The organism is Gymnodinialimonas sp. JB5-7, assembly GCF_055693405.1.
This window is the reverse complement of record NZ_JBVFUX010000012.1, coordinates 2,126,275-2,151,533: the sequence shown is the minus strand read 5'-3', so window position 1 is coordinate 2,151,533 and position 25,259 is coordinate 2,126,275. Positions and strand designations below refer to the sequence as shown.

Here is a 25,259-nt window from a genome sequence, read left to right as displayed (position 1 = left end):
AGACGCGGGGGCCGGGATTTCCCGCCTTGCCAGATCGAACCTCCCGGATGCAGGCTCTGACAAGCATTCCGGAGGTTCCCATGCGCACTGCCCTTCTCGGCGCCCTGATCGCCACCCTCGCTTTTCCAGCAACGGCCGATACCTATTGGCCAAGCGAAAGTGACATTGTCACGCCAACGGCCCACGGCCTTTCGGTGGCAAGCGAAGACGGGACCACGCGCGCCGAGATCCCGTTTGGCACAGGCTTTCAGGATACCATGCACGGTCTGATCGGCATCTTCGGGTGGGAGGTCGATGTCACGTTCCCGCAGGAATGCGGTGCGGGCCCGATGGTGGCCGCGGACTGGCCGAACGAGATCACCCTGATGTTTGAAAATGACCGCTTCGCGGGCTGGTTTCTGGGCACTGGCGACCTGCTTTCAACCGACACCGGCCTTTGGCACGGGGCGCCGACAAGCAATCTGACCACGCCGGGCGGCGTCAGCTTTTTCGAGAGCGGCCTTGGCACGGAATTTGACAGCGCCGGCCTTTACGGGCTGCTGACCGAGGACGGCGCGCGCATTGAGGCGATCTGGACCGGCCTGAACTGCATCTTCCGCTAGAAGCTGCCGGGTCAATGCCCTAAGTCTCCGCCCACCATAGCGGAGCACAGGTATGACACGTATCGTTGAAAATCTCGCCGAAATCTCAGGCATGTATGATGCGGTCTTCTGCGACCTGTGGGGCTGCGTTCATAACGGCGTGGAGCCGTTTGCCGCAGCAGTCGAAGCATTGCGTGCGTTCAAGGCACAGGGCGGCACCGTCCTTTTGCTGACGAATGCGCCCCGCCCCCGCGCGTCGGTGGCCACGCAACTTGACCGCATCGGCGTGCCCCGCGACTGCTGGGATGTGATCGCAACGTCTGGCGACAGCGCCCGGGCAGCGATGCTGACGGGTGCCGTTGGGCAGAAGGTCTGGCATATCGGGGAGCCACATGATGCCCCCTTCTTCGAGAAAATGGACCTGATTGAGGATGCCGTCGATATTGAGCGGGTGGAGCTTGATCAGGCGGAGGGCATCGTATGCACCGGCCCATTTGATCCCCACGCCGATCCGTCCGTGATGCGCCCGCAGTTCCTTCTCGCGAAGACCAAGGGGCTGAAGCTGCTCTGCGCGAACCCCGACATCGTGGTGGACCGGGGCGAAAGCCGGGAATGGTGCGCGGGCGCCCTTGCGCAGCTTTACACCGAGATGGGGGGCGAGAGCCTTTATTTCGGCAAACCACACCCCGATCTACGATCTGGCCCGCCGGCGCCTGACCCAGATGGGAAAGAGTACAAGCGACGACCGCATTCTTGCGATTGGTGACGGGATCGTCACCGACATCCCCGGCGGAGTGGGCGAAAACATCGACACGCTCTTTATCACGGGCGGTCTTGCGCGCGCGGAAACGGGCACTGAGGTGCAACCGGATCCGTCAAAGCTGGCGCGCTTTCTGACCGATGCGCAGCTTGAGCCATCCTATTCCATCGGGTATTTGCGCTAGATCGCCACGCAACAAAGTTGCGACTGGCGCGACAAAATTCACACTTTGTTACTTTCTGCATTGCAGAATACCCCTGAATCGCCCTATGTAGCGGTCAAGGAGGGCCTGCACATGCTCGACAACATCAACACTGGCACCATTGTCGTCGAAGACCTTGAAGTGGGCATGACCCGCTCGTTGACGAAAATCGTGACCGATCAGGATATCGAGATGTTTGCCGAGGTCTCCACCGACCGGAACCCGGTCCACCTGGATGACAGCTATGCGCAGGATACGATCTTTGAGGGGCGCATTGCCCACGGGATGCTGACGGCCGGGTTGATTTCAGCCGTGATCGGCGAGCAGCTTCCGGGCCATGGCACGGTTTATCTGGGCCAGACGCTGAAGTTCATGGCGCCTGTCCGGCCCGGCGATGCGGTGGAGGCGGTTGTGACCGTGCTGTCCATCGACTACGCCCGCCGCCGTGTGCAGCAACAAACCGAAGCGCGCGTGGGGGAGACTGTGGTTCTGAAGGGCGAAGCGACCGTCCTGGCCCCGTCCGGCAAATTCGACTGACCCACGCCTTGCACTTCGCCCGCTGCGCAGCCTAACTGCCGCTTATGCGAGTCCTGCGTGATTACCAATATGCTCAATCCCGGGATCGGGGCGCGTCCGTCGCCATCGGCAATTTTGACGGCGTCCACCGAGGTCATCAACATGTACTCGGCTTGGCCAAACGCCTTGACGCCCCGCTTGGCGTGGTAACGTTCGAGCCGCACCCGCGGGAGGTTTTCGCCCCCGACGCCCCGCCCTTCCGACTTATGAATGCCGCAGCGCGGGCCAACCGGTTGGAGAAATTGGGCGTGGATTTGTTGGCGGAACTGCCGTTCGATACGCGCCTGATGGGATTGAGCGCGGCGGATTTCGTGCGATCCGTCCTGGTTGACGGGCTTGGCATTAGCCATGCCGTCGTGGGGGCGGATTTCCGGTTTGGGAAGGGACGCGGTGGCGATGCGCAGGCGCTGCAACAGCTTGGCGCAGATCACGGCTTTGACGTGACCATCGCGACTTTGCTGGAGGGGGATGATGGGGCGGTATCCTCCACCGCAATTCGGCAAGCCTTGAGTGACGGGCGGCCGGCGGACGCAGCAGACATGCTTGGCCATTGGCACCGCATCGAAGGCCCCGTGCTGCATGGCGAAAAGCGGGGGCGCGAGTTGGGGTATCCGACGGCGAACATGGATCTCGACGGGCTGCATGTGCCCAAGCCGGGCGTATACGCCGTCACCGTCGAGGTACGTGATGGCCCCCATGCGGGCACCTATGGCGGCGTTGCAAACCTGGGGTTCCGCCCGATGTTCGAACGCGAAACGCCGAACCTGGAGACATTCCTGTTCGACTTCTCGGGCGATCTTTACGGCACGGACCTGTCCGTGGGCCTTGTATCGTACCTGCGAGGAGAGGCGAAGTTCGACAGCCTCGATGCGCTGATCGTGCAGATGGATGCAGATTCTTCGGCCGCCCGCGCGGCGTTGCGCGCATGAGGCGCGAGTTCTGGGCCCGCGTGCCTATGGCCAAGATGACGGCCGAGGAATGGGAGGCTTTGTGCGATGGCTGCGGCAAGTGCTGCCTGAACAAGCTGGAAGATGAGGACACGCAGGAGGTGGCGCTGACCCGCGTGGCCTGCCGATTGCTGGATGATGAGACCTGCCAGTGCGCGCAATACGACATCCGCAAGACGCTGGTGCCGGAATGCATCCAGCTGACGCCGCAGACCATGGGCGATGTGGCCTATTTCATGCCCGAGACCTGCGCCTACCGCCTGCTGCATGAGGGCAAACCGCTTTACTGGTGGCACCCGCTGATCTCGGGTGATCCGAATTCGGTCCACGAGGCGGGCGTGTCGGTGCGCGGCATCACCGTGCCGGAATTCGAGATCCCCGAGGAAGAGTGGGAAGAGTTTATCATCGAGGAGCCGGGGGCCTGAGCGATCGGCGCCCCTCTTTGTTCCACGAAAATGCCGGGGAGCGCGAGGGGCTGGCCCCTCGCTCCGCCGCCGTCACCCCCTCGCCTCACCAATAAGTCGAAGAATATCCCGTGCCGCACTTGGAATATGCGTCCCCGGCCCGAAGATCGCGGCGACGCCTGCGTCTTTCAGGAAATCGTAATCCTGCTGCGGGATGACCCCGCCGCAGATGACGATAATGTCCCCTGCCCCTTCGGCCTTCAGCGCCTCGATCAATTTCGGCGCAAGTGTCTTGTGGCCTGCCGCCTGGCTTGAGATGCCGATGACGTGCACGTCATTGTCGATGGCGTCCTGCGCAGCCTCTTCCGGCGTTTGAAACAAAGGGCCTACGTCGACGTCGAACCCAATATCGGCGAAGGCGGTGGCGATCACCTTGGCGCCCCGGTCGTGGCCGTCCTGGCCCATTTTCACAACAAGCATCCGGGGGCGGCGGCCCTCGGCCCCGGCGAAGGCTTCGACCTCGCCCTGGATGGCGGCGAAATCCTCGTCGCCCTCATAGGCCGAGCCGTAGACACCCGCCAATGTCTTCACTTCGGCGCGGTGGCGGCCGAACACTTTTTCCATCGCCATGCTGATTTCCCCCACGCTGGCCCGCGCCCTCGCGGCCTCCACTGCGGCGGCCAGAAGGTTACCGCCCTCTTTCGCCACGCGCTCCAATTCTGCCAATGCCGCGTCGCATGCCGCACTGTCGCGGTCGGCGCGGATGCGCTCCAGCCGCGCAACCTGGGCTTCGCGCACGGCACTGTTGTCGATTTCGCGGATGTCGATCGGGTCTTCGCTGTCCTTGCGGTACTTGTTGACGCCGACGATGACCTCATCGCCGCGGTCGATCATGGCCTGACGGCGGGCGGCGCTTTCCTCGATCCGCAGTTTCGGCAGGCCGGAGGCGACGGCCTTGGTCATGCCGCCCATTTCCTCGACCTCGTCCATCAAGGCGGTGGCCTTCTCGATCAGCTCGTTCGTAAGGCTTTCGATGTAGTAGGATCCCGCCAGCGGATCGACGACCTTGGTGACGCCGGTTTCCTCCTGCAAAATCAGCTGCGTGTTTCGCGCGATGCGGGAGGAGAAGTCGGTAGGCAGTGCGATCGCCTCGTCGAAGGAGTTTGTGTGCAGCGACTGGGTGCCGCCCAGAACCGCGCTCATCGCCTCATAGGCCGTACGGACCACGTTGTTGTAGGGATCCTGTTCCTGCAAGGACACGCCCGAGGTCTGGCAATGGGTGCGCAGCATCTTGGACCGCTCAGACTTTGCGCCGAAGTCCGTCATCACACGGTGCCACAGCGTGCGCGCCGCGCGCAGTTTCGCGATTTCCATGAAGAAATTCATGCCGATGGCGAAGAAGAAGCTCAGCCGCCCGGCGAATTTGTCGACATCCATACCCGCCTCGATCGCGGCGCGGACATATTCGCGGCCATCAGCGATGGTATAGGCAAGCTCCTGCACGAGGTTCGCACCGGCCTCCTGCATGTGGTAGCCGGAGATGGAGATGGAGTTGAATTTCGGCATGTTATCAGAGGTATAGCCGATGATGTCCGAGATGATCCGCATCGAGGGTTCAGGCGGGTAGATATAGGTGTTGCGCACCATGAACTCTTTGAGGATGTCGTTCTGGATGGTGCCCGCCAGCAGCGCCTTGTCATGGCCCTGCTCTTCGCCCGCGACGATGAAATTCGCGAGGATCGGGATCACGGCGCCGTTCATGGTCATGGAAACCGAAACCTTATCCAGCGGGATGCCGTCGAACAGGATCTTCATATCCTCGACGCTGTCGATGGCCACACCGGCCTTGCCGACATCGCCCACCACACGCTCATGATCGCTGTCATAACCGCGATGCGTTGCCAGATCGAACGCAACCGAGACACCCTGCTGGCCCGCCGCCAGGCCCTGGCGGTAGAAGGCGTTGGATTCCTCAGCCGTCGAAAAACCCGCATATTGCCGGATCGTCCAGGGTCGTCCCGCATACATCGTCGCCTTCACCCCGCGCGTGAACGGCCCTTCGCCCGGCAACGTGCCGACATGATCCAGGCCATCCACATCCGCCGTCGTGTAAAGCGGCTTCACGTCGATGCCTTCCAGCGTGTTCCAGGTCAGGTCATCGAGGGGACGCCCGCGCAGTTCCTTTTCCGCCAGCTCACGCCAGGTATCGGTGTTCTCCGTCATCGGATAATCCTTTTCCTTCAACTGTCTGCGCGCCGATCTCAGCCGGGGTCGCATCTATGTATTCGGCCAACCCGCCAGCCCCTTCGGCCAGCCAGGTCAGATCGTTTTGGTATTGGGCGCGCAACGCGTCTGCCTCGTGCATCTCGAACGGCAGAAAGCGGTTGTCGGGCCAAGCGAATTCATCGGCATTCAACCCGCAATCCGCCATGAAACGCCGCAGATCAGCCCCACGGGGCGCGGCGTTCAAAACCGGAAGGCTCACGGCATCTGTCACAATGCCGGCCAGCGCGTGCAATTGCAGATGGGGCGCGGAAGACATGGCTTCATGCGTCCAGACCACCAAGCGCGCGTTCGGCACGGCACCTGCAATCTCTTCGATAATGTGCCGCCAGCGGCGCGGTTGCGTCACCATGCATTCGCGCAAACCGGCACTGGGCAAGGGCCCGCCCCGCATCAGCCGGAATGCGAGGGCGGAGGTCCACCAATGTGAATAGCAGCGGATACCCAATCCAACCGTCAGATTATGCTTTTGGAATCCCTTGGAAAACTCTGCGATCCGCGCACCTGCGCCAGGGTAAAGCAGCGTCTCTTCCAGCACATTGCGCAGATTGCCCAGCATATTCTCATCGCTGACGATCAGTCGTTTGATCCCGTCCTGACGCAAGACTTCGACCCGCAAAGCGGCCCGTCTTGCGGCGCGCTTGGCTTGCCATGGCAAGATCGGGTCGGTGCCGCCGGACATCGTGCGAAACAGGCCACCCCGCACGACTTTCGGGCCCCAATAGGCCGCGCGGGACGCCCGCAAAGCAGGCCGGTTCGCGGCAATATGATGCTGGAAGGTCGTTGTGGCGGTGCGGTGCGCGCCGACATGAAGGATGACATCCATTGCATGGGCCTTTGGCAGGATCGCGGAATTGCTCCTGCCCAAGTTCGGCCAAACCCATGAATATCCGGTCAACACCGGTTTCTGCTGTGTTAATCCCTTAGAAATCCGTACAGGGCTGCCTATATCTGTGGCAACTGGAGGACCCATGCGACCCAAGAGTCTGTTTCTTTTGGCCCTTTTGGCCCTGTCACCACTGCCTGCCACGGCGCAAGAGGCGAGCGGTGCAACCATCGCCATGGCGGATGACGCCGAGGCAGTGAGCGACGCGGACGCAATTGATCCGTTGGCGCCCCGCGACGCGGCTGGTCTGACGCTGGACGAATTCCAGTGGATTGCGCGTCCGATTGTCGTCTTTGCCGATACGCCTGCCGACCCGCGCTTTATCGAGCAGATGGCGCTTCTGACCGAACGGGCGGACGCGCTGTTGGAGCGCGATGTCGTCATCATCGTCGACACAGACCCATCGGCACGCTCAGACATTCGAACCGCGTTGCGCCCGCGTGGCTTTTCGATCGTGGTCCTGTCGAAAGACGGCACCGTGGGCTTGCGTCGCCCGGCCCCCCGCGATGTGCGCGAGATCATCCGCGCGATCGACAATTTCCAACTCAGACAGGAAGAAATGGCCAACGGGGGCTGAAACAGCACTGCCTTGTGGGACAGGTCGCGACGCCTTATGTTAGGGACATCGGCATTGAAAGGATGTGGCATGGATAAGAACACCTACACACCTATCCCTGTGACCGGTCGGACTGGTCCGCAACCGGGCTACTGAACCGACGGGCTTCGGCCTTGGCGCGGTCTGCGCCGCCTTCCGCATAAGCCGTGATCATCGCATTGGCGTAGCGTCCGAACTGTAACGCCTGCTTCTTCATATCGATGTAATCCGCATACATCGCCATGCGGCGATCCTGCGACATCGCCTTGAACCCTTCCCCCCGCATATCGTCGATCAATGACGCGATCGCCCGCACCTGGCTGTAGTAGGCCACGATCGGGTCAATCGTGTACCGGGGCAGGACGTGGATTTCTGGAGTCAGCGACTCGAACAGGGCATCGCTTTTCTCACGTGGAATGAAGGGAACAAAGTCTGCATCATTCCGCATCCGCTCCAGCATCGCGTCGGCGTAGGTGTCAAGCCGCGCCTCATCCCACAGGTTCGCTAGATAATTTCCAATCTCCGCGTAGATCGCCCGGTGCATGTCGCGCAGTTTCTCGGCCCGCAGCGCCGCCGCGTCGCGTCGCACAAGCCAGCCGTTCACGAACCATCCAAGCCCGATGAAGACCCCGGCGACAACCGCCTGCCATATGCGTGCGTCCCAGTCGGTCACCGGATCATTCGAACTCCATGATCACATCGTCCACGGCCAGACTGTCGCCTGCACCTGCATTGATCTTGGTCACCACGCCCTTCTTCTCGGCGCGCAGGATGTTTTCCATCTTCATCGCCTCAACCGTGCAAAGCGCCTGGCCTTCCTGCACCTCCTGCCCCTCTTCCACGTCGACCTTCACAACAAGGCCCGGCATGGGACACAGCAGCATCTTCGAAGTATCGGGCGGCAGTTTTTCGGGCATCTTTTCGGCCAATTCGGCCTGACGCGGCGTGCGCACGGTCACTTTCAGGTCTGCGCCACGGGTCCGCAGGCGAAAGCCCGAGGGGATCTTGTCGACCTTGAGGACCAGCGGCGTGCCATCCACGGACATCCGCGCAAGGCTTTGGCCCGGCACCCAATCGCCTTCAACCCGCATCTTGGCCCCATCAGCAAAGGTGATGGTGCTGCCGTCATGGTCACCTTTCACGACAAGAGGCCACGGGATTTCGCCCCCATCTTCACGACCCAATCCTCGCCCACATGGCGTTCGTGGTTGTCCATCCGCCCGCTGACGCGCGTGCGGCGAATTTCCGCGACGCGGTGCATGGCGGCGGCTGCCGCCGCGATACGACGCTTGGCGTCTTGGGGCAGGTCGACCCCTTCAAAGCCGTCTGGATATTCCTCGGCGATGAACGCTGTCGTCATGTCGCCGCTGGCAAATTTGGCATGGTCCATCACGGCGCTGAGGAACGGTAGATTGTGGCCGATCCCTTCCACCTCAAACCCATCAAGTGCTACGCGCATCGCCTCCAGCGCGGCATCGCGGTCCTCGCCCCACGAACACAGCTTGGCGATCATCGGGTCGTAATACATGGAGATTTCGCCACCCTCATAGACGCCGGTATCATTACGCACCGCCGTCTCACCCTGCGGGCCTTCTTCCAGCCATTTGCCATTGGTCAGCATCGGACCGGCGGCGACCTCAACCGGCGGGCGGTAGCGGGTCAGCCGCCCGATGGACGGTAGGAAGTTGCGATAGGGATCTTCGGCATAGAGGCGGGATTCGATCGCCCAGCCGGTCAGGGTGACATCTTCTTGCGCCATGGGGAGCTTTTCGCCAGCGGCGACGCGGATCATCTGTTCGACCAGATCAACGCCGGTGATCAATTCCGTGACGGGGTGTTCCACCTGGAGGCGGGTGTTCATTTCAAGGAAGTAGAAGTTCCGTTCACCATCGACGATGAATTCAACCGTGCCCGCGCTGGTATAGCCCACGGCTTTGGCCAGCGCGACGGCCTCTTCGCCCATGGCCTTGCGGGTGGCTTCATCAAGGAAGGGCGACGGCGCCTCTTCGATGACCTTCTGATTGCGTCGCTGGATCGAGCATTCGCGTTCGCCCAGATAGATTGCGTTGCCGTGCTTGTCAGCCAACACCTGAATTTCGATATGGCGCGGCTGGGTCACGAATTTCTCGATGAACATGCGGTCGTCGCCAAAGCTGGAGGCCGCCTCGTTCTTCGAGGCCTGGAAGCCCTCGGCCACCTCGCCTTCATTCCAGGCGATGCGCATGCCCTTGCCGCCGCCACCGGCCGACGCCTTCAGCATCACCGGATAGCCAATCTCGCCCGAGATCTTGATCGCCTCTGCCGCGTCCTCGATCAGGCCCATATGGCCGGGAACAGTCGACACGCCGGCTTCGGCTGCGATCTTTTTGGAGGTGATCTTGTCCCCCATGCTTTCGATTGCGCTGGCCGGTGGCCCCACAAAGGCCACGCCCTCCGCCTCCAGCGCTTCGGCGAAGGTCTTGTTCTCAGACAGGAAACCATAGCCCGGATGCACAGCATCGGCACCGGTATCGCGGATCGCCTGCATGATCTTGTCGATCACGATATAGCTTTCCGCAGCGGGCGGCGGGCCGATATGCACGGCCTCATCGGCCATCTTCACATGCAGCGCCTGGGCATCGGCATCGGAATACACCGCCACGGTCGGGATCCCCATTCGTTTAGCGGTTTTGATGACACGGCAGGCGATTTCACCCCGGTTTGCGATCAGCAGCTTCTTGAACATGATTTACGTCCCTTCCTTGCGGGTCTTGCCGCCCGCGCATGCAAAAAGGCCAACGGAGCGCTGTCAGCGCCCTGATGACCTTTGGAAACAGATGTGGCGGGGCGCACGGCCCCGGAATTCAGATCAGCGCAAGATGCGCTGGCTCTTGCACCTTCAGCAGAGGTTGACGTCGTCGCACAGCGCGCCGGCAGCGGCGCCCACGACAACGCCCGTGGCGACCGAACCGCCGACGACGGCGGTTCCAACGCCACCGACAACGGCGCCAACCCCGGCGCGTTCAAGGTCAGATGCGACGCAGCCCGAGACGGCGAGCATGGCCGTGAAGAGTGCAGTGATGGTGAATTTAGTGCGCATTTTGATGCGTCTCCTGTCGAATTACCTCGTGTAACCGCTTTTACACCCGAATGGCCCTGTGGATAAGTCCGGATTTCCTCCGCACGGATTTGGGCAAAAAAGGCGGTCGGTTGGGGAAACCAGCCGACCGCCTTAAAGGGGAAGGGTAACACGTCTTGTGGGTGCCGACCGGGTAAAAACAACTGGGGACAGTGGTCGGCAAAGTAACCATGACAGGATTCGCGAGCCGCGAAAGAGGGGCCGGACCCGGGCGGACGCGGTGCGCGATGGCCCGCTCAAATTGGTTAACCGATGGCGAAATCATGCCGATCACCCCTCCCAGATGCCCGTGCCGTCGAAGGCTTCGGGAAAAGCGGCGCGTGCGCGCGCTTCGTCTATCTGCAAAAGGGCCTCGTAGCTTTCGGGATCGAACGGATCCTCTGCTGGAACCACTTCGCGGCCAAACAGCCAGCTCAGGCGGCCTGCATCTAGGTTGCCCCGCTCAAATGGTTCATCCCCGAAACACATCCACAGTGCTTCCATAAAGCCTGCATCCGCGCGTCGATCCGCTGGCCTTCGATCCGCAAAGCGTTCGCGTGCGACCAGCTTGGTCGCGCCCGCCTTGTTGTCCCGCCGGATGGTGAACTGGTAATCCGTGCCCGGAAGCCTGCCGGGGAAACCGCGATGCTTCAACATGGGCGCAGACCCCCACGGAAAAACCGGGCAAGGCTCACGCCTCGCCCGGTTAGGGGAAACGGTCTGCTCAGGCACACTGGGGGATAGTGCCTTACGACCTGCCGTTGCGACATGGGAGGCGTCTGCAATTCCGCCCGTGCCGTTTTCTTCTTCTTATTGCCTCGCGGTGTGACCGGGCCAGATGGCTGTTGGCCGGGTGACCCGGCCACGATCCGAGGTACAGCTGCATGTGTGCAGCTAGCGCGGACGTTACATCGACTGACGAGTTCTCCACAGACCTTTCCACAAAGGAATGCTGTCTGTGACTCAGTTGCATCACCAATCGGTTTGCATGAGCTTCGCAGTGCAATCAGTTGAGAGATCATCACAAAAGCTCCCACTGGCACGCATCACCCGGTGCGGAATAGGCCTCGATCGATTGAGTTATCCCCGGCGCCGGCTCTCCTCGCACAAAGGGCTCGGCCATAATTTGCACGACAATTCTGGTCGGACGAGGCTCTTTTTCCATCGCATCAAGGCCCCAGATCTCACAGGCCCAATCGTGATCGGCCTGCCCAGCATTTGTCTGCAGACCCTCATCGACGACCCGCACGATGGCCCATCCGTCGTTATTGGGTTGCACTTCAAATACGATGTCGCACAGAACAAGTGTCCGCCCGGACGGTGCTGTTCGGCTGTCATCCAATGGGCAGACTTCAACCGCGTTCGGGGCTGCAAGAAGCCAGTAAGCTGCCGCACCAATCAATCCCAGGCCAGCGATAAAGACCAGAATGCGAACCATCTCGCCCCCCGTTAAAGCGGAATGTTGTCGTGTTTCTTCCAGGGCCGGTCTTGCTTCTTTCGGCGAAGCGCCGCGAAAGCCCGGCACACGCGGCGACGCGTCGAATGGGGTTGGATCACCTCATCGATATGTCCGCGCTCGGCCGCGACAAACGGGTTTGCAAACCGATCTTCATACTCAGCCGTGTGGGAGGCGATCTTCTCGGCATCCCCAAGATCGGCGCGATGCAGGATTTCCACCGCACCCTTGGCCCCCATCACCGCAATCTCGGACGTTGGCCAGGCGTAATTCACATCTGCTTTCAGATGCTTGGACGCCATCACAACATAGGCCCCACCATAGGCTTTGCGCGTAATCACCGTGACCTTCGGCACCGTCGCCTCGCCATAGGCGAACAACAGCTTCGCCCCGTGCTTGATCACCCCATCATATTCCTGTGCCGTGCCGGGCAGGAAACCTGGCACATCTACAAGCGACAGGATCGGGATTTCAAAGCAATCACAAAACCGCACGAACCGCGCGCCTTTGCGAGCGCTGTCGATGTCGAGCACACCCGCGAGGACCATGGGCTGGTTCGCCACAACGCCGACCGTTTGCCCCTCCAGCCGGATGAAGCCGGTGATGATGTTGCCAGCGAAATCCTTCTGGATTTCGTAGAAATCACCCTCATCCGCGATTTTTCCGATCAGCTCTTTCATATCATAGGGCTGGTTGGGGTTCGCGGGGACCAGCGTGTCGAGGCTTTCCTCAATTCGGTCTGGGCTGTCAAAGAACGGACGGACCGGCGGCTTTTCTCGGTTCGACAGAGGCAGGAAATCGATCAGGCGGCGCACTTCCGAAAGGGCTTCGACGTCGTTCTCGAACGCGCCATCCGCGACGGAGGATTTCTTCGTATGCGTGCTCGCACCACCCAACTCTTCGGCTGTCACCACCTCGTTCGTGACGGTTTTGACCACATCGGGGCCTGTGACGAACATGTAAGACGAGTCCTTCACCATGAAGATGAAGTCTGTCATGGCCGGGCTATAGACCGCACCACCCGCGCAGGGCCCCATGATCATGGAAATCTGCGGAACCACGCCCGAGGCCTCAATGTTGCGCTGGAAGACTTCACCATAGGCGGCCAGGCTATCTACGCCCTCTTGAATGCGGGCACCGCCGGAATCGTTGATCCCCACAACCGGCGCCCCGTTTTGCATCGCCATATCCATGATCTTGCAGATTTTCTGACCGTGCGTCTCGGATACTGAGCCGCCGAGAACCGTGAAATCCTGTGAGAACACATAGACTTGCCGCCCGTTGACCGTGCCCCACCCCGTCACAACCCCATCGCCGGGTGGGCGGTTTGCAGCCATGCCAAACTCAGTCGTCCGGTGGGCCACGAACATATCGTATTCCTCGAACGAGCCCTCATCGAGCAGCAGCTCGATCCGCTCCCGGGCGGTCAGCTTGCCTTTTGCATGCTGTGCAGCGACCCGCTTTTCACCCCCGCCCAGTCGCGCCTGACCGCGCCGCTTTTCCAGCTGTTCGACGATATCTTTCATGTCCCAACTCCCCTTGAATTGCGACAGAACCTAAAGCTGCGGTGCGGCATCTGCCAGAGCTATCCTGCATATTTGCAAATTCTACCTTTCTCGCATATCAGAGTTTGCAAAATTGCAAATCGGTATACATCTTCGCATCCACTGGACCTCTCTTTGCAGGTCCCATACCTGTGCAGCAATGAGCACGCACGCACCGGTTCGGTTTTTGGACCGCTCCACCCCTCCGCACATTTTCACGCTGATCGTGATCACGGGCCTTGGCGCGCTGTCGATGAACATTTTCCTGCCGTCATTGCCTGCAATGACCACGTTCTTCGACACCGAGTACCGCGTCATGCAGTTGTCGGTGTCGCTTTACCTCGGCGTGAATGCAGTGCTGCAGGTGGTGATTGGCCCGATTTCCGATCGCTTCGGTCGGCGCCCCGTCCTGATTGGCGGCTTCATCCTGTTTCTTCTGGCCACCATCGGCTGCCTGCTCGCGCCAAATATCGAAGTCTTTTTGCTGTTTCGGATGATGCAGGCCGTGGTCGTCGTGGGCCTCGTTCTGGGACGCGCCGTCGTGCGCGACATGAACGACGCCGAAAACGCAGCCTCCCAGATCGGGTATGTGACGATGGGCATGGCGATTGTCCCCATGATCGGCCCTGCCATCGGCGGAGGTTTGGATCAGACGCTGGGGTGGCAAGCAAACTTCTGGTTGCTGCTGGTCCTTGGTGTGCTTGTGCTTGGCCTGATCTACCGCGATTTGGGGGAAACAGCGAAAACAACCTCCGCCAGTTTTGCCGCGCAATTCCGTGAATACCCGGAATTGCTCGCATCGCGCAGGTTCTGGGGCTATTGCGCGTGCGCGGCCTTCGCCTCCGGTGCGTTTTTCTCGTACCTCGGTGGCGCGCCATATGTTGGCTCCGAAGTCTTCGGCCTTAGTGCCGCTCAGGTCGGCCTTTTCTTTGGCGCGCCGGCCCTGGGGTATTTCTTCGGCAACGGTATTTCCGGGCGCTATTCGAAAACGCTCGGCATCAACCGGATGATCCTTTACGGCGCGGCCCTCACGGTCCTGGGCCTTGGTGCGGCCCTTCTGTTTTTCCTCGTTGGTTTCCAGAACGCCTATGTCTTTTTCGGCTTCACGACCTTTGTGGGCCTCGGCAACGGCATGGTCCTTCCCAATGCAACATCCGGCATGCTTTCGGTGCGCCCGCACCTTGCGGGTACGGCATCCGGCCTGGGCGGGGCGATCATGCTGGCCGGCGGTGCGGGCCTGTCCGTTCTGGCAGGCGCCGTGCTGACCGACGACAGCGATGCCTATCCGCTGTTGATCATGATGCTGACCACCTCCGTTCTGGGTGTTCTGGCCATTCTCTACACGATCCGGCGTGAAGCGCAGGTCGCCGCGCCCTGACCTGCGGGATGGTGGGTGGGGCGAGGTGTGCGTTTTGCCCTGCAAAACCGCGCGCCAGCGTCACCCCCATCCCTTGCAAATCCATTTGCAAACCCGCAAACCCAATCCTGCAAAGTCAGGACTTAAGCCCATGCCCACCCAAAAACTCTATGTCGGCGCCAAGCTCCGCTCTGTGCGCAGCCGCTTGGGGCTCACGCAGAAGGAATTCGCCGCCAAACTCGGCATCTCCCTGCCCTATCTGAACCAGATGGAGAACAACAACCGCCCCCTCTCCACTGCCGTTCTGATGGGCCTTGCGCAGGATTTCGGCGTGGATGTGACAGAGCTGAGCGCATCCGACACCGACCGCCTCGTCTCTGACATGCGTGAGGCGCTTGCCGACCCGCTTTTCACTGAAGATCAGCCCAATCTGGCCGACTTGCGACTGACCGCTGCCAACGCGCCAACCCTGGCCCATGCGTTCCTCGCGCTCCACCGGGCCTACCGCCAGACCCATGAACGCCTCGCCTCCCTCGACGAAGCGCTGGGACAGGCACCGTCCACCACCGCCTCCCCGTGGGAGGAGGTGCGCGATTTCTTCCACTATACGGACAATTACATCGACGCTGTCGACCGTGCTGCCGAACGCTTTGCCACCCGCGCCACCGGAGATCTGGCGGCCCACACCGCGGCCGTCTTGCAAGACCGGGGCATCACGATCCGCTACGCCGCCGGCGAAGGTGTGCGCAACTTCGACCCGGCCTCAAAGACCCTCACCCTCAGCCCGCAGGCCGCGCCTGAAACGCAGCGCTTTCAACTGCTTCATCAATATGCCCTTCTCGGTCAGCATGAATTGATCGAGGCCACGCTCGATCTTGCCCGCTTCCAATCCGACACGGCCCGTGAAATCGCGCGCATTGGCATGGCGAATTACTTCGCGGGCGCCTGCCTGATGCCTTACGTGCGCTTTGCCGAAGCCGCGACCGACACGCGCCATGACCTTGAGCGTTTGTCCATCACCTTTTCCGCCTCGATCGAGCAGATCGCCCATCGGCTCTCGACCTTGCAGCGCCCCGGTGCAAAAGGCATTCCCTTCTTCTTCGCCCGTGTGGATCAGGCGGGCACTGTCACGAAGCGCCACTCCGCCACGCGGCTGCAATTCGCCCGTTTTGGCGGGGCGTGCCCGCTGTGGAACGTACATCAGGCGTTCGAGACGCCGGGCCGATTCCTGCGCCAGTTGGCCGAAACACCAGATGGCGCGCGCTATGTAATCCTGGCCCGCGATGTGTCGAAATCCGGCGGGGCATGGGGCCGCCCGACGCGCCGCTATGCGATCTCGCTTGGTTGCGAAGTCCGCCACGCCCAAAGCCTGATCTATGCCGACGACCTGGACCTCGCCGCCGCCCCGCAGCCTATCGGCATCTCGTGCCGGATCTGTGAGCGCCAGGGCTGTCACCAACGCGCGGTCCCGCCGCTGGAACGGCAGCTTACCGTCGATCCCAACCGACGCGGCACCTTACCCTACGAGGTTGCCCCCTGATGGACACCTCGCTACCGTCCTGAAATCAGACCGGAAAAGGATGTCGCCCCATGGAAATGCACGCCAGCCGCCACATCGCCGCCGACCGTGCCACGGTCTGGGCCGCACTCAACGATGCCGAGACCCTCAAGGCCTGCATCCCCGGCTGTGAAGAGCTGACCGGCTCGCCCGAAGACGGCTTCTCAGCCCTCGTCAAACAAAAGGTCGGCCCCGTCAAAGCCACGTTCAAAGGTGACGTCGTTCTGTCCGACGTGGTGCCGGAGACCAGCTACACGATTTCGGGCGAGGGCAAAGGCGGCGTGGCAGGCTTCGCGAAGGGCGCTGCACAGATTGCATTGGCGGATCACCCCGACGGCGGAACCGAGTTGACTTATAACGTCGATGCAAAGGTCGGCGGCAAGTTGGCGCAACTCGGCTCCCGCCTTGTTGACAGCTTCGCAACCAAGATGGCCGACCAGTTTTTCGAACGTTTTCAGGCCCAAGTCGAAGGCCCGACTGACGGCACAGAAACCGCCTGACACCGTGGCGTCTGTCGCCAAATGATCCTCTGGCGCAGCATCACAACAGGCTGGTTCAGAACAAAGGCGGTCAGCGCGGCAAGACGCGGTGTGGCATCCACCGTCTACTGTGACGGGGTCGGTCAGACCGCCGCCAACATCCTCGCGATTTCATCTTTCAACACCATCCGCTGACGCCGCATGTCTTGCTCGGCCGCCTCGCCCATGGGTTCAACACCGGTTTCCGTCCGGTGGATCGCCCTATTCACGTCGTGATAGGTCGCGGCCAATTTGGCGAAATGCGCGTCCGATTGCTTCAGGGCATGGATCTGATCGACCTTATCCGCGAAATCCTCTGCCAGTTCGTGGGGTGTGTGGGACATATCGTGCAACCTCCGTCTCATTGAGTTGCCGCTATGATGTCAGTGCAGGCGCCGCTCCGCTTTGCGCTGGGTCAAGTTGACCATGTGCGAGCGTCTTATTCCGCCGCGGTATCAAGCGCTCCACGCCAGGCCGCTGTCAGAACCTCCGGGCTCAGAACCCTGGCTACCGGCAAGGTCCCGAAATCCTCAGGTGTGTCGGCGGCAAGTGCGCCCGGAAAGGCCAGCACCGCCAAGCCTGCATCTTGTGCGGCTTGCGCGCTGGCAGGTGTGTCGGCGACCACCAGAACCCGGCTGCGGCCCACACCCAACGCCTGTGTCGCACGGGTCATGGCCTCGGGGTCCGGCGCCAAACGAGTGACGTCATCTCGCAAGACAGCAACATCAAAACCAATGCCAGCGCGCGCGCGCGCCGTCGCGGTCAGCAAGGCGCGGACCGGGGCAAGCCCCGACCTGCTGACCAGCCCCATGCTGACGCCCGCGCGGGCCAACCACCCCATCGTCCGACCGACGCCAGGCCGCAGCGGAAGGCTGCCCGTCAACATCGACGCAAATCGTTTCTGGTGCGTGTCATCGAGTATCTCGGGTTGAACTGGGCAAAGCTCTCCGAGTTGTGCCGCGTAGCTTGACACAAGCTGGCGATCGCCCCCGGCACGCATAAGGCCTGCATAGGTGCTCCACGACCAATCCCAGTCGAGCCCGTGGGTTCGAAAGGCTGCGTTCCAGGCCACGCGATCCATCTCGGCGCATTCCGAAATCGAGCCCATTCCGCCGAAGATGATGCCTTCCAATGTCATGTCGTTCTCCCGTGTTCTTTCACACGAAAGTAATGCGCCGAGCGCGGACAACCTATGGGCGGATAATGCGGCAGCGCAGCATGGATGTTAGGGCAAACATGGGCGGTATACTTGCGATATGCACAATTATGAGGCGAACACAAAAAGGTTAACGCTGCGCCCGAACGGCCTCGCGCCAGGTGATGAAACTGACCGCCGCGATGATCATCGTGCCCCCAAGAACCACGTAAGCGTCCACCGGTTCACCGAAAACGATGACGCCCAGAAGCGTGGCCCACAGCAGTTGAAGGAACGTGATCGGTTGGGTGACGGTCAGGGGCGCTGCACGAAACGCCAACGTCATCGTGTAGTGGCCGAGCGTCGCAAAAAGGGCGCACACAAAAAGCCAGCTCAAATCCACCCAGCCAATCGGAACCCAGACCGCCCAGGCCACCGGGGCGAGCAATATCGGCACCAGCACAGACAGGTAAAACACCACCACTTCGGGGGCGAGCTTCTGTGACAATATCTTTGCGAGGAAATAGCTGCCTGCCATCGCAACGGCGGCGAAGAGCATCACGATATGGCCGGTGTCGATCTCTCGAAAGCCGGGCCGAATGATGATGAGGGTGCCCAGAAAGGCCACGCCGACCGCTGCGATCCGCCATGGGCCCAGGCGTTCGCCCAGAAAAACGACCGCCAGCAAGATGACGTAGACCGGGTTGAGGTAGTTGAGTGCTGTGACGTCCGCGATCGGGATGCGCGTCATGGCAAAGAACCACATCGAGACGGCCAGCGCGTGACAGGCGCCGCGCGCGAACAGCATGCTGCCCGTCTGCCGGTCGATGACGGCGCGACGAACTGACGGGATCATGGGGGCGAGGAAAACAAGGCCCAGGGCGTAGCGCAGGAAACCGGCCTGGGTTGATGGCACGGTGTCGCCGACCATCTTGACCGACGCTGTGACCGTCACAAAGCAAAGGCCGGTAATGAACATCCAAAACAGGCCCCAGCCTGGCCGGGCCGCGGGTTGGGCTGGAATGTCAGGGGTGGCGGGCGTGTCCATTGTTCGGACAAGAGCACCCTTCCCTCAAAGGTTCAACGCCAGTTTTACGGCCAGCGCCAGCATGGTGACACCGACAATGACGTCCAGCCACACCCACGCCTTGGGCCTTGCGAATACCGGTGCCAGGGCGCGGGCGCCGTAGCCCAGAATGAGAAAGAAAACGACCGAGGCCGAAAGCGCGCCAGTACCGAAGATCCAGCGGCCCTCCCCATAGGTGGCAGCGACGGCGCCGATCAGGCCCACGGTGTCGAGATAGACGTGCGGGTTGGCCCAGGTGAGAACCAGCGTGGTGGTGAGTGCTGCGGTCAGGCTTTGCTCGGCGGTGCCCTCGGCTTCGAGTGCATCGGTGGCGTTCAAGGCGCCGTAGAGGCTCCGCAATCCGTAGGCGACCAGGAACGCCGCGCCACCCCAACGCATGGCCTCGAGCGCCCAAGGAGCGGCCTCGGCGATGACGCCGAAACCAGCGACGCCTGCAAAGATCAGGATGGCTTCGGAGAGGGAGCAGACGGCGACAACGGGGGCGACATGGAGGCGGCGAATGCCCTGGCGCAGCACGAAGGCGTTCTGCGCGCCGATGGCGAGGATCAGCGAGAAGGAGAGCGCGAAACCTGCGGTGAAAATGGCGAGCATGGGGCACCTGAGAATGTGTCTTTACCGCCGAATAACCATCGCCGTACTATCAGTCGAATTGATAAACAAAATGCTACATTGAGGATTTTGATGTTTGATCGCTCCGCTCTTGCCGCCCTGACCGCCGTTCTCGACACCGGTTCTTTCGAGCTTGCGGCGGCAAAGCTCGGCTTAGGACAGCCAGCAGTTTCGACCCGGATCAAACAGCTTGAAGAAAAGGTCGGCGCAATTCTTGTGCGCCGCACGCGCCCAGTTGAAGCGACCGATGCAGGACGCAAGCTGCAAGCCCATGCACAGTCAGTTGCGCTTATGGAGCAGCAGCTCGCCCGAGATTTGCGGATGAAGCCGATGTATTTAGACGCCCCGTTAAGGATTGCAGTAACTGCGGACACTTTAGCCAGCTGGCTACTGCCTGCGCTACCGCAGAAGGATTGGCTGTTTTACGATCTGATTATCGACGACCAAGATACCTCAGCAGACTTGATTCACTCGGGTGCGGCGGCTGCAGCGATTACAGCGCGGGGGACGCAATTTCCGGCTGCGATGTGATCTCGCTAGGGAGCCTGAAATATGTGGCTTTCGCATCACCGGCATTTGCGGAGTGTCATTTTCCTGCCGGCGTTGATCTAACTGGCCTGCATGCTGCGCCCACTCTGACCTACAGTCGAAAAGACAAATTGCAGTTGGAATGGGCACGCCGCGTTGTGGGGAACAACCTGAGCACGCTGCCGACGCATTACTTACCCTCAACTCACGGGATCACTGATGCGGCGATTGCGGGGCTCGGGTGGGCCGTGAACCCTGTCGAGATGATTGAACCCCATTTCAAAAGTGGGGCTCTGGTGCCTTTGCGCCCAGATATCTTGCTTGAAACCTCCTTGTTTTGGCAGGTCCCGCGCCAAAACCGCGATGTGATGGCCGCAATCACCGAAAGCTTGAAGCGGGCAGCATCACCGCGCGTCTGAGCGGCCATTCCCGTGAACCAGAGGGTGATAGTTTGATCTCAACACCAGCGCCTCGGCGGGGGATTGTTGACCGTCAAACCACTGTAAAACTCAATCCAATAAAGACCAATCAAGAATTGCGTTTCTCAAATTTGCTCGAATCGGGCAATATCCCTACCGTTTGATATATTGAAATTTTGATCCGCCAATTTTTGGAGAAAGCTATGCCCAATTCACTTTGGAGCGACCTTGTTACCAGGTATCTTGCAGCCGATATTCCCCAGCCAAATCTCAAGCTAATTACACTGGCGCAGTGGGCCTTGGAGTCGTCTTGGGGCGAAAGCAACCTCGCGCAAGACCATCTCAATCTTGCTGGTTTAAAGTACCGTCAACGAATGGAAGGCTTCGCAGAACCAGTCGACTACCTGGCGCATGATGGTGAAGATACCTATTGCGCATTCGAGGATTTGGACAGCTTCATAGGGGCTATTGGCACTTCATTCGCTCCGGCCCTTATGACGGTTGGGAGGCATTCGCCGATGATCCGCTTGGATTCATCGCGCACCTCAAGGCAAATGGATACGCCAGCGATCCAAACTACGTGTCCAAGATCGAGGATGTGCACGGCCGAATTGCGGACTCGTTGAATTTGCCAACGGAATTGGATCGTCCGTCTCGCCGGGAGTTGGGTGAAGCGCCTGCGCGTGTCGAATATGTTTCAGTCGACGGTGTCTCTCATCGGTACCGTGGAAACTATTCGAGAGGTGTTGAAGGGATCATAGTCCACTACGACGCAGGGCGAATACAACCAAAAGGGGCACCAAACGAAGATAGCGACTGGGGTTCTCGGAAAACGATTGAGTGGGGTGAAGAACGTTATGCCTACATGTGCATTAGCCGGACCGGACGGATATTCCTGCCGGGAAATTGGGATTTGAGAAAGTGGGGCAGCCATGCTGGGAAAAGTGTCTGCCCTGTCACCTCGCGTGAGTGGGTCAGCCAATACTATGTTGGTATCGAGATGAATAATCCGGGTATTCTTTATGAAGCCCAACAGGACGGCGTATACTGCCCATGGTTCAATTCGAAACGTTACCCGGAAGGTCATCCGCGGGCAGGGCAAGTCATTCTAGACAGTCGTGGACGGTGCACACGCGTCCGCAGCAACGACGCGTGGTACACTAGTGACCAAGTTCGCTATGCATCAGGGGGCAATATAAGCGCGGGATATTATTTGCCTTACTCACACGCTCAATATGAGGCGCTCGTCAGTGTAGTGGTCGACCTTGTGCGTGAAAACAGATCGATCAACCGTGACTTGATCTTCGGGCACGACGAAGTCTCACCAAGACGAAAAACCGATCCGGGCGGCGCGCTCGGAACACCCGATCGACTGGTGACGATGGAGGCGTTCCGGCAAGAGGTCTACGGTATTCTCGACGCCTAAAGTAGGCTGACCCTTATTCCGCGCCCAGCTGCGCCATGACCTCGTCGGAGACTTCGAAATTTGTCGTGACGTTCTGCACATCGTCGTCGTCTTCGAGCGCCTCGATAAGTTTCATGAGTTTCTGCGCGTCTTCGAGTTGCAGTTCGGTGGTGGTCGTCGGGCGCCAGACGAGCTTGGTGGACTCGGACTCGCCTAGTTCGGCCTCCAGCGCGTTGGAGACCTCGTTCAAATCCGTGTCGGCGCACCAGATGACATGGTTGCCGGGGTCCTCGTCGCCGTCGCCTTCGTTGGTCTCAACATCCTCGGCGCCGGCCTCGATCGCAGCCATCATGATGGTATCGGCGTCACCGGCGGAGAGCGGGTAGGTCACCTGCCCCTTGCGCTCAAACATGAAGCCGACGGAGCCGGTTTCGCCTAGGTTCCCGCCGTTCTTGGAGAAAGTGGAGCGGACGGTGGAAGCGGTGCGGTTCTTGTTGTCGGTCATCGCCTCGACAATGACGGCCACGCCGTTGGGGCCGTAGCCCTCATAGCGGATCTCGTCATAGCTTTCGGCATCGCCGCCGGTGGCCTTGTTGATGGCACGTTCAATGACGTCCTTGGGGACGGATTGGGATTTGGCTTCCTTCACGGCGAGGCGCAGGCGCGGGTTCTTTTCGGGGTCGGGGTCGCCCATCTTGGCGGCGACGGTGATTTCCTTCGCCATCTTGGAGAAGAGCTTGGCGCGGATCTTGTCCTGACGCCCCTTGCGGTGCTGGATATTCGCCCATTTTGAGTGGCCGGCCATGGCGCTGATCCTTCTTGGGAATGCGGTTTGGCGGGTGTCATACCCAAGGGGCGGGAATGGGGCAATGGGCCGTGGGATTTGAGCAAAAGAAAACGCGGGCCGGAGGGGACGACCCGCGTTTGGTGCGCGTTCAACAAGGACAGGGAGGGAGAGAGCGTGGAACGCGACTTGGGGGGACGGGATTACCAGGAGCGGTAGACGGGCCAGTAGCAATCGGCGAGTGCGGCGTCGGCGGAGATGGCAATCAGGGCGAGGGTTGCGAGGGCGGTGAGTGTGGTCTTGCGGGTCATTGGGTGTCTCCTTGCGGGGTGTTTTGTGTTTCGATGGAAGCGTTATGGCACGGCCCGATTTGGGGCGGCATGGAGGCTGGCCTTACCTTCGCAACACAGGAGCGTGAGGATCGCTGACGGCGGCGTGAGGGGCCTGAAATATCATGCAAAAAATGGCAGCTTTGAGCGGCTGATGGTGCCATTGATGAATATCAAAGTAAATTTGATCACGGCGCCCTCGGTTCTTGTTGGATGAGTGGCACACCTGGTTCCGTTGGCGATCTGTTTTCCCGGTTTCCGGCCCACGCGATGCCGGATAGGCTTTGGCCATGACGCAAGACCAGATCATCCTCTTCTCCCTATTCGGTATCGTCTTTGGCCTGCTGCTGTGGGGCAAGTTCCGATACGATATGGTGGCCTTTGGAGCGCTGATGGCGGGCACGGTTTTAGGGGTGGTAGAGCCGCCTGACGCATTTGCAGGCTTCGGGCACCCGGCGACGCTGGTGGTGGCGCTGGTGTTGGTGGTCTCAGCGGGCCTCGTGCGCTCAGGCGCGGTGTTTCTGATCACGCGGACATTGGTGGATGCAGGGCGATCCCTTGGGGCGCATATCGCGATCATGGGCGGGATCGGGGGCGTGTTGAGCGCGTTTATGAACAACGTGGCTGCTCTGGCTCTGTTGATGCCGGTGGACATTGCCACGGCGCGCAAGGCGGGACGCAGTCCGGGCGTGTCGCTGATGCCGCTCTCCTTTGCGACGATCCTGGGCGGCATGGTTACGCTGATCGGGACGCCGCCCAACATCATTATCGCCACGATCCGCGAGGACAGCCTTGGCGAGCCGTTCAAGATGTTCGACTTTGCCCCGGTGGGCGGCGTGGCCGCTATTGTCGGGCTGGCGTTTGTGGCCCTCTTTGGCTGGCGATTGATCCCCGCGCGGGATTCCGGGGTGGGCGAACAACTGAGCAAGCTGGAGCCGTATATCGCTGAGCTTCGCCTGCCAGAGGGATCGAAGCTGGCTGACACACGCCTGCGCGATCTGGAAGGGGCTGCTGCAGAGGCAGACGTTGCTCTGTTGGGGATTCTGCGCGACGGGAAGCGCCGCTTTGGCATGGGGCGAAACCTGAAGCTGCGCGAGGGCGATATTCTGGTTCTGGAAGCTGAGCCCGAGGCGCTGGACGAGTTCCGTGTTGGCCAAAACCTGGAGCCCGCAGGCAGCGGTGGCGCCGAAGACGTCACCGGTGAGGGCGTCAGCTTTGTCGAAATGGTTGTGCAAGGTGACAGCCGGATTGCCGGCAAAACCGCCGAGGCTGTGGGTCTGAGCTGGCGGCAGGGCACAACGCTGATGGGCATTGCGCGCAAAGGCACGCGGATCACCAAGCGTTTGCGCAAAACCGTGGTTGAGCCGGGTGACATCCTGTTGCTTCTGACGCCGTCTGACCGCGCCGAAGATGTGGTGAGCTGGTTGGGCGGGCTGCCCTTGGCAGATCGCGGACTGACAGTCACGAATGACAAGAAGACCTGGGCCGCCATTGGCCTTTTTGCAGCGGCTGTGGCGTTGGCCTCGTTCGGCTTGCTTTATCTGCCGATTGCTCTGGGGATCGTTGCGATTGGTTATGTGCTTCTGAGAATTCTGCCGCTTAGCGAGATCTATAACCATATCGAATGGCCGGTCGTCGTTTTGCTGGGGTCGATGATCCCCTTGGGGGCCGCACTGGAGACCAGTGGCGGGACCGAATTGATTGCGGGCGCCTTGGTGAACCTGACCGCCGGTTTGCCCGCTTGGGCGATCCTGACGGTGCTGATGGTCGTGACCATGACGATGTCGGATGTGTTGAACAACACGGCCACAGCCATCGTCGCGGCCCCTGTAGGCATCACCATGGCGCAGTCGCTTGGCGTCTCGCCCGACCCGTTTCTAATGGCTGTGGCTGTGGCGGCCTCAGCCGCGTTCCTGACGCCTATCGGGCACAAGAACAACACGCTGATCCTGGGGCCCGGCGGCTACCAGTTCGGCGACTACTGGCGCATGGGTCTGCCGCTGGAAGTGCTGGTGATCGCGGTGTCGATACCGACAATCCTCGTGGTCTGGCCGCTGTGAGACGTAGCGCATTGGCGGCGCCAAACCGCACGGGGGCGAGGCCGCCTCGCACGGCGCTCACGCGCCTTTTGCTCGGCGGCGGTGGCGCTCGGCCTGGCGGCCTCGCGCGGCCCTGCCTTCCACTGGTTTCAAATACCTA

At 60.8% G+C, this 25,259-nt stretch carries 24 protein-coding genes and 3 pseudogenes; 14 read left to right on the top strand and 13 right to left on the bottom strand.

What is annotated here, in order from left to right:
* Positions 1-80 precede the first annotated feature (80 nt).
* The 5 genes and pseudogenes from ACZ1HK_RS19580 (at position 81) to ACZ1HK_RS19560 (ending at position 3,491) form a co-directional block, all read left to right on the top strand.
* Complete coding sequence (locus tag ACZ1HK_RS19580; RefSeq protein ID WP_472630104.1) at positions 81-602, top strand: hypothetical protein; 522 nt, start codon at positions 81-83, stop codon at positions 600-602.
* A gap of 52 nt (positions 603-654) precedes the next feature.
* A pseudogene (locus ACZ1HK_RS19575) lies at positions 655-1,525 on the top strand (TIGR01459 family HAD-type hydrolase).
* A 111-nt stretch (positions 1,526-1,636) separates the two neighbouring features.
* Positions 1,637-2,080, top strand: a complete 444-nt coding sequence (locus tag ACZ1HK_RS19570; RefSeq protein WP_472630103.1) for a MaoC family dehydratase — start codon at positions 1,637-1,639, stop codon at positions 2,078-2,080.
* A 44-nt stretch (positions 2,081-2,124) separates the two neighbouring features.
* Complete coding sequence (locus tag ACZ1HK_RS19565) at positions 2,125-3,048, top strand: bifunctional riboflavin kinase/FAD synthetase (RefSeq protein ID WP_472630102.1); 924 nt, start codon at positions 2,125-2,127, stop codon at positions 3,046-3,048.
* Entirely contained in the window at positions 3,045-3,491 is a 447-nt protein-coding gene (locus ACZ1HK_RS19560; RefSeq protein ID WP_472630101.1) for a YcgN family cysteine cluster protein, read from the top strand. The genes ACZ1HK_RS19565 and ACZ1HK_RS19560 overlap by 4 nt, the downstream gene beginning before the upstream one ends.
* A 72-nt stretch (positions 3,492-3,563) precedes the next feature.
* On the opposite strand, the gene scpA is transcribed toward ACZ1HK_RS19560, so the two are convergent.
* Entirely contained in the window at positions 3,564-5,693 is a 2,130-nt protein-coding gene (scpA, locus tag ACZ1HK_RS19555) for a methylmalonyl-CoA mutase (RefSeq protein ID WP_472630100.1), read from the bottom strand.
* Positions 5,665-6,579 carry a hypothetical protein gene (locus ACZ1HK_RS19550; RefSeq protein ID WP_472630099.1) on the bottom strand — a complete coding sequence of 305 codons (915 nt, stop codon included), beginning with the start codon at positions 6,577-6,579 and terminating at the stop codon, positions 5,665-5,667. Before ACZ1HK_RS19550 ends, scpA begins: the two co-directional genes overlap by 29 nt.
* A gap of 145 nt (positions 6,580-6,724) precedes the next feature.
* On the opposite strand from ACZ1HK_RS19550, the gene ACZ1HK_RS19545 reads away from it, so the two are divergent.
* A complete protein-coding gene (locus ACZ1HK_RS19545) occupies positions 6,725-7,216 on the top strand; it encodes a DUF4174 domain-containing protein (RefSeq protein WP_472630098.1) in 492 nt (163 codons plus the stop codon).
* A 91-nt stretch (positions 7,217-7,307) separates the two neighbouring features.
* Here the strand turns inward: ACZ1HK_RS19545 and ACZ1HK_RS19540 are convergent, their stop codons facing one another.
* From ACZ1HK_RS19540 to ACZ1HK_RS19515, 6 genes and pseudogenes are all read right to left on the bottom strand, one after another.
* Positions 7,308-7,907, bottom strand: a complete 600-nt coding sequence (locus ACZ1HK_RS19540; RefSeq protein WP_472630097.1) for a hypothetical protein — start codon at positions 7,905-7,907, stop codon at positions 7,308-7,310.
* A 4-nt stretch (positions 7,908-7,911) separates the two neighbouring features.
* Positions 7,912-9,959 (bottom strand): annotated as a pseudogene (locus ACZ1HK_RS19535) (acetyl-CoA carboxylase biotin carboxylase subunit).
* A 153-nt stretch (positions 9,960-10,112) separates the two neighbouring features.
* The gene (locus tag ACZ1HK_RS19530) at positions 10,113-10,313 is read right to left on the bottom strand and encodes a hypothetical protein (protein WP_472630096.1); all 201 of its coding nucleotides are present in this window, start codon (positions 10,311-10,313) and stop codon (positions 10,113-10,115) included.
* Positions 10,314-10,622: 309 nt separating this feature from the next.
* Positions 10,623-10,988, bottom strand: a complete 366-nt coding sequence (locus ACZ1HK_RS19525) for a hypothetical protein (protein WP_472630095.1) — start codon at positions 10,986-10,988, stop codon at positions 10,623-10,625.
* Between the two features lie 364 nt (positions 10,989-11,352).
* Positions 11,353-11,769: a DUF6497 family protein gene (locus ACZ1HK_RS19520; RefSeq protein WP_472630094.1), complete on the bottom strand. Its 417-nt coding sequence runs from the start codon at positions 11,767-11,769 to the stop codon at positions 11,353-11,355.
* An 11-nt stretch (positions 11,770-11,780) separates the two neighbouring features.
* Positions 11,781-13,313: an acyl-CoA carboxylase subunit beta gene (locus tag ACZ1HK_RS19515; protein WP_472630093.1), complete on the bottom strand. Its 1,533-nt coding sequence runs from the start codon at positions 13,311-13,313 to the stop codon at positions 11,781-11,783.
* A 178-nt stretch (positions 13,314-13,491) separates the two neighbouring features.
* On the opposite strand from ACZ1HK_RS19515, the gene ACZ1HK_RS19510 reads away from it, so the two are divergent.
* From ACZ1HK_RS19510 to ACZ1HK_RS19500, 3 genes are all read left to right on the top strand, one after another.
* Positions 13,492-14,709, top strand: a complete 1,218-nt coding sequence (locus ACZ1HK_RS19510; RefSeq protein ID WP_472630092.1) for a multidrug effflux MFS transporter — start codon at positions 13,492-13,494, stop codon at positions 14,707-14,709.
* Positions 14,710-14,839: 130 nt separating this feature from the next.
* Positions 14,840-16,228, top strand: a complete 1,389-nt coding sequence (locus ACZ1HK_RS19505) for a helix-turn-helix domain-containing protein (protein WP_472630091.1) — start codon at positions 14,840-14,842, stop codon at positions 16,226-16,228.
* A 50-nt stretch (positions 16,229-16,278) separates the two neighbouring features.
* Positions 16,279-16,746 carry a CoxG family protein gene (locus ACZ1HK_RS19500; protein ID WP_472630090.1) on the top strand — a complete coding sequence of 156 codons (468 nt, stop codon included), beginning with the start codon at positions 16,279-16,281 and terminating at the stop codon, positions 16,744-16,746.
* 122 nt (positions 16,747-16,868) lie between these two features.
* Here ACZ1HK_RS19500 and ACZ1HK_RS19495 read toward each other — a convergent pair whose 3' ends face one another.
* The 4 genes from ACZ1HK_RS19495 to ACZ1HK_RS19480 all read right to left on the bottom strand — a co-directional run bounded on the left by ACZ1HK_RS19495 (position 16,869) and on the right by ACZ1HK_RS19480 (position 19,577).
* Positions 16,869-17,108 (bottom strand): YdcH family protein, encoded by a 240-nt coding sequence (locus ACZ1HK_RS19495; protein WP_472630089.1) that lies wholly within the window; start codon positions 17,106-17,108, stop codon positions 16,869-16,871.
* A 95-nt stretch (positions 17,109-17,203) separates the two neighbouring features.
* The gene (locus ACZ1HK_RS19490) at positions 17,204-17,902 is read right to left on the bottom strand and encodes an HAD family hydrolase (RefSeq protein ID WP_472630088.1); all 699 of its coding nucleotides are present in this window, start codon (positions 17,900-17,902) and stop codon (positions 17,204-17,206) included.
* Between the two features lie 148 nt (positions 17,903-18,050).
* Positions 18,051-18,947, bottom strand: a complete 897-nt coding sequence (locus ACZ1HK_RS19485; protein ID WP_472630087.1) for a DMT family transporter — start codon at positions 18,945-18,947, stop codon at positions 18,051-18,053.
* 24 nt (positions 18,948-18,971) lie between these two features.
* A complete protein-coding gene (locus ACZ1HK_RS19480) occupies positions 18,972-19,577 on the bottom strand; it encodes a LysE/ArgO family amino acid transporter (RefSeq protein WP_472630086.1) in 606 nt (201 codons plus the stop codon).
* 90 nt (positions 19,578-19,667) lie between these two features.
* Here ACZ1HK_RS19480 and ACZ1HK_RS19475 point away from each other — a divergent pair, with 90 nt between their 5' ends.
* The 4 genes and pseudogenes from ACZ1HK_RS19475 to ACZ1HK_RS19460 all read left to right on the top strand — a co-directional run bounded on the left by ACZ1HK_RS19475 (position 19,668) and on the right by ACZ1HK_RS19460 (position 21,968).
* Complete coding sequence (locus tag ACZ1HK_RS19475; RefSeq protein ID WP_472630085.1) at positions 19,668-20,126, top strand: LysR family transcriptional regulator; 459 nt, start codon at positions 19,668-19,670, stop codon at positions 20,124-20,126.
* Positions 20,123-20,542 (top strand): LysR substrate-binding domain-containing protein, encoded by a 420-nt coding sequence (locus ACZ1HK_RS19470; protein WP_472630084.1) that lies wholly within the window; start codon positions 20,123-20,125, stop codon positions 20,540-20,542. The genes ACZ1HK_RS19475 and ACZ1HK_RS19470 overlap by 4 nt, the downstream gene beginning before the upstream one ends.
* Before the next feature lie 203 nt (positions 20,543-20,745).
* A pseudogene (locus ACZ1HK_RS19465) lies at positions 20,746-20,910 on the top strand (glucosaminidase domain-containing protein); the annotation flags it as partial.
* Between the two features lie 62 nt (positions 20,911-20,972).
* Positions 20,973-21,968, top strand: a complete 996-nt coding sequence (locus ACZ1HK_RS19460; RefSeq protein WP_472630083.1) for an N-acetylmuramoyl-L-alanine amidase — start codon at positions 20,973-20,975, stop codon at positions 21,966-21,968.
* A gap of 13 nt (positions 21,969-21,981) precedes the next feature.
* Here the strand turns inward: ACZ1HK_RS19460 and ACZ1HK_RS19455 are convergent, their stop codons facing one another.
* Positions 21,982-22,752 (bottom strand): YebC/PmpR family DNA-binding transcriptional regulator, encoded by a 771-nt coding sequence (locus ACZ1HK_RS19455; protein ID WP_472630082.1) that lies wholly within the window; start codon positions 22,750-22,752, stop codon positions 21,982-21,984.
* A 598-nt stretch (positions 22,753-23,350) separates the two neighbouring features.
* Here ACZ1HK_RS19455 and ACZ1HK_RS19450 point away from each other — a divergent pair.
* On the top strand, positions 23,351-25,120 hold the full coding sequence (locus tag ACZ1HK_RS19450) for an SLC13 family permease (RefSeq protein WP_472630081.1): 1,770 nt from the start codon (positions 23,351-23,353) through the stop codon (positions 25,118-25,120).
* The last annotated feature ends 139 nt before the right edge of the window (positions 25,121-25,259 follow it).

Coding starts and splice junctions, on each gene's coding strand:
- ACZ1HK_RS19500 (WP_472630090.1), top strand. CDS start 16,279: ATGGAAATGCACGCCAGCCGCCACATCGCCGCCGACCGTGCCACGGTC.
- ACZ1HK_RS19580 (WP_472630104.1), top strand. CDS start 81: ATGCGCACTGCCCTTCTCGGCGCCCTGATCGCCACCCTCGCTTTTCCA.
- ACZ1HK_RS19495 (WP_472630089.1), bottom strand. CDS start 17,108: ATGTCCCACACACCCCACGAACTGGCAGAGGATTTCGCGGATAAGGTC.
- ACZ1HK_RS19565 (WP_472630102.1), top strand. CDS start 2,125: ATGCGAGTCCTGCGTGATTACCAATATGCTCAATCCCGGGATCGGGGC.
- ACZ1HK_RS19480 (WP_472630086.1), bottom strand. CDS start 19,577: ATGCTCGCCATTTTCACCGCAGGTTTCGCGCTCTCCTTCTCGCTGATC.
- scpA (WP_472630100.1), bottom strand. CDS start 5,693: ATGACGGAGAACACCGATACCTGGCGTGAGCTGGCGGAAAAGGAACTG.
- ACZ1HK_RS19570 (WP_472630103.1), top strand. CDS start 1,637: ATGCTCGACAACATCAACACTGGCACCATTGTCGTCGAAGACCTTGAA.
- ACZ1HK_RS19550 (WP_472630099.1), bottom strand. CDS start 6,579: ATGGATGTCATCCTTCATGTCGGCGCGCACCGCACCGCCACAACGACC.
- ACZ1HK_RS19450 (WP_472630081.1), top strand. CDS start 23,351: ATGACGCAAGACCAGATCATCCTCTTCTCCCTATTCGGTATCGTCTTT.
- ACZ1HK_RS19490 (WP_472630088.1), bottom strand. CDS start 17,902: ATGACATTGGAAGGCATCATCTTCGGCGGAATGGGCTCGATTTCGGAA.
- ACZ1HK_RS19560 (WP_472630101.1), top strand. CDS start 3,045: ATGAGGCGCGAGTTCTGGGCCCGCGTGCCTATGGCCAAGATGACGGCC.
- ACZ1HK_RS19505 (WP_472630091.1), top strand. CDS start 14,840: ATGCCCACCCAAAAACTCTATGTCGGCGCCAAGCTCCGCTCTGTGCGC.
- ACZ1HK_RS19530 (WP_472630096.1), bottom strand. CDS start 10,313: ATGCGCACTAAATTCACCATCACTGCACTCTTCACGGCCATGCTCGCC.
- ACZ1HK_RS19525 (WP_472630095.1), bottom strand. CDS start 10,988: ATGTTGAAGCATCGCGGTTTCCCCGGCAGGCTTCCGGGCACGGATTAC.
- ACZ1HK_RS19545 (WP_472630098.1), top strand. CDS start 6,725: ATGCGACCCAAGAGTCTGTTTCTTTTGGCCCTTTTGGCCCTGTCACCA.
- ACZ1HK_RS19475 (WP_472630085.1), top strand. CDS start 19,668: ATGTTTGATCGCTCCGCTCTTGCCGCCCTGACCGCCGTTCTCGACACC.
- ACZ1HK_RS19515 (WP_472630093.1), bottom strand. CDS start 13,313: ATGAAAGATATCGTCGAACAGCTGGAAAAGCGGCGCGGTCAGGCGCGA.
- ACZ1HK_RS19455 (WP_472630082.1), bottom strand. CDS start 22,752: ATGGCCGGCCACTCAAAATGGGCGAATATCCAGCACCGCAAGGGGCGT.
- ACZ1HK_RS19510 (WP_472630092.1), top strand. CDS start 13,492: ATGAGCACGCACGCACCGGTTCGGTTTTTGGACCGCTCCACCCCTCCG.
- ACZ1HK_RS19520 (WP_472630094.1), bottom strand. CDS start 11,769: ATGGTTCGCATTCTGGTCTTTATCGCTGGCCTGGGATTGATTGGTGCG.
- ACZ1HK_RS19485 (WP_472630087.1), bottom strand. CDS start 18,947: ATGGACACGCCCGCCACCCCTGACATTCCAGCCCAACCCGCGGCCCGG.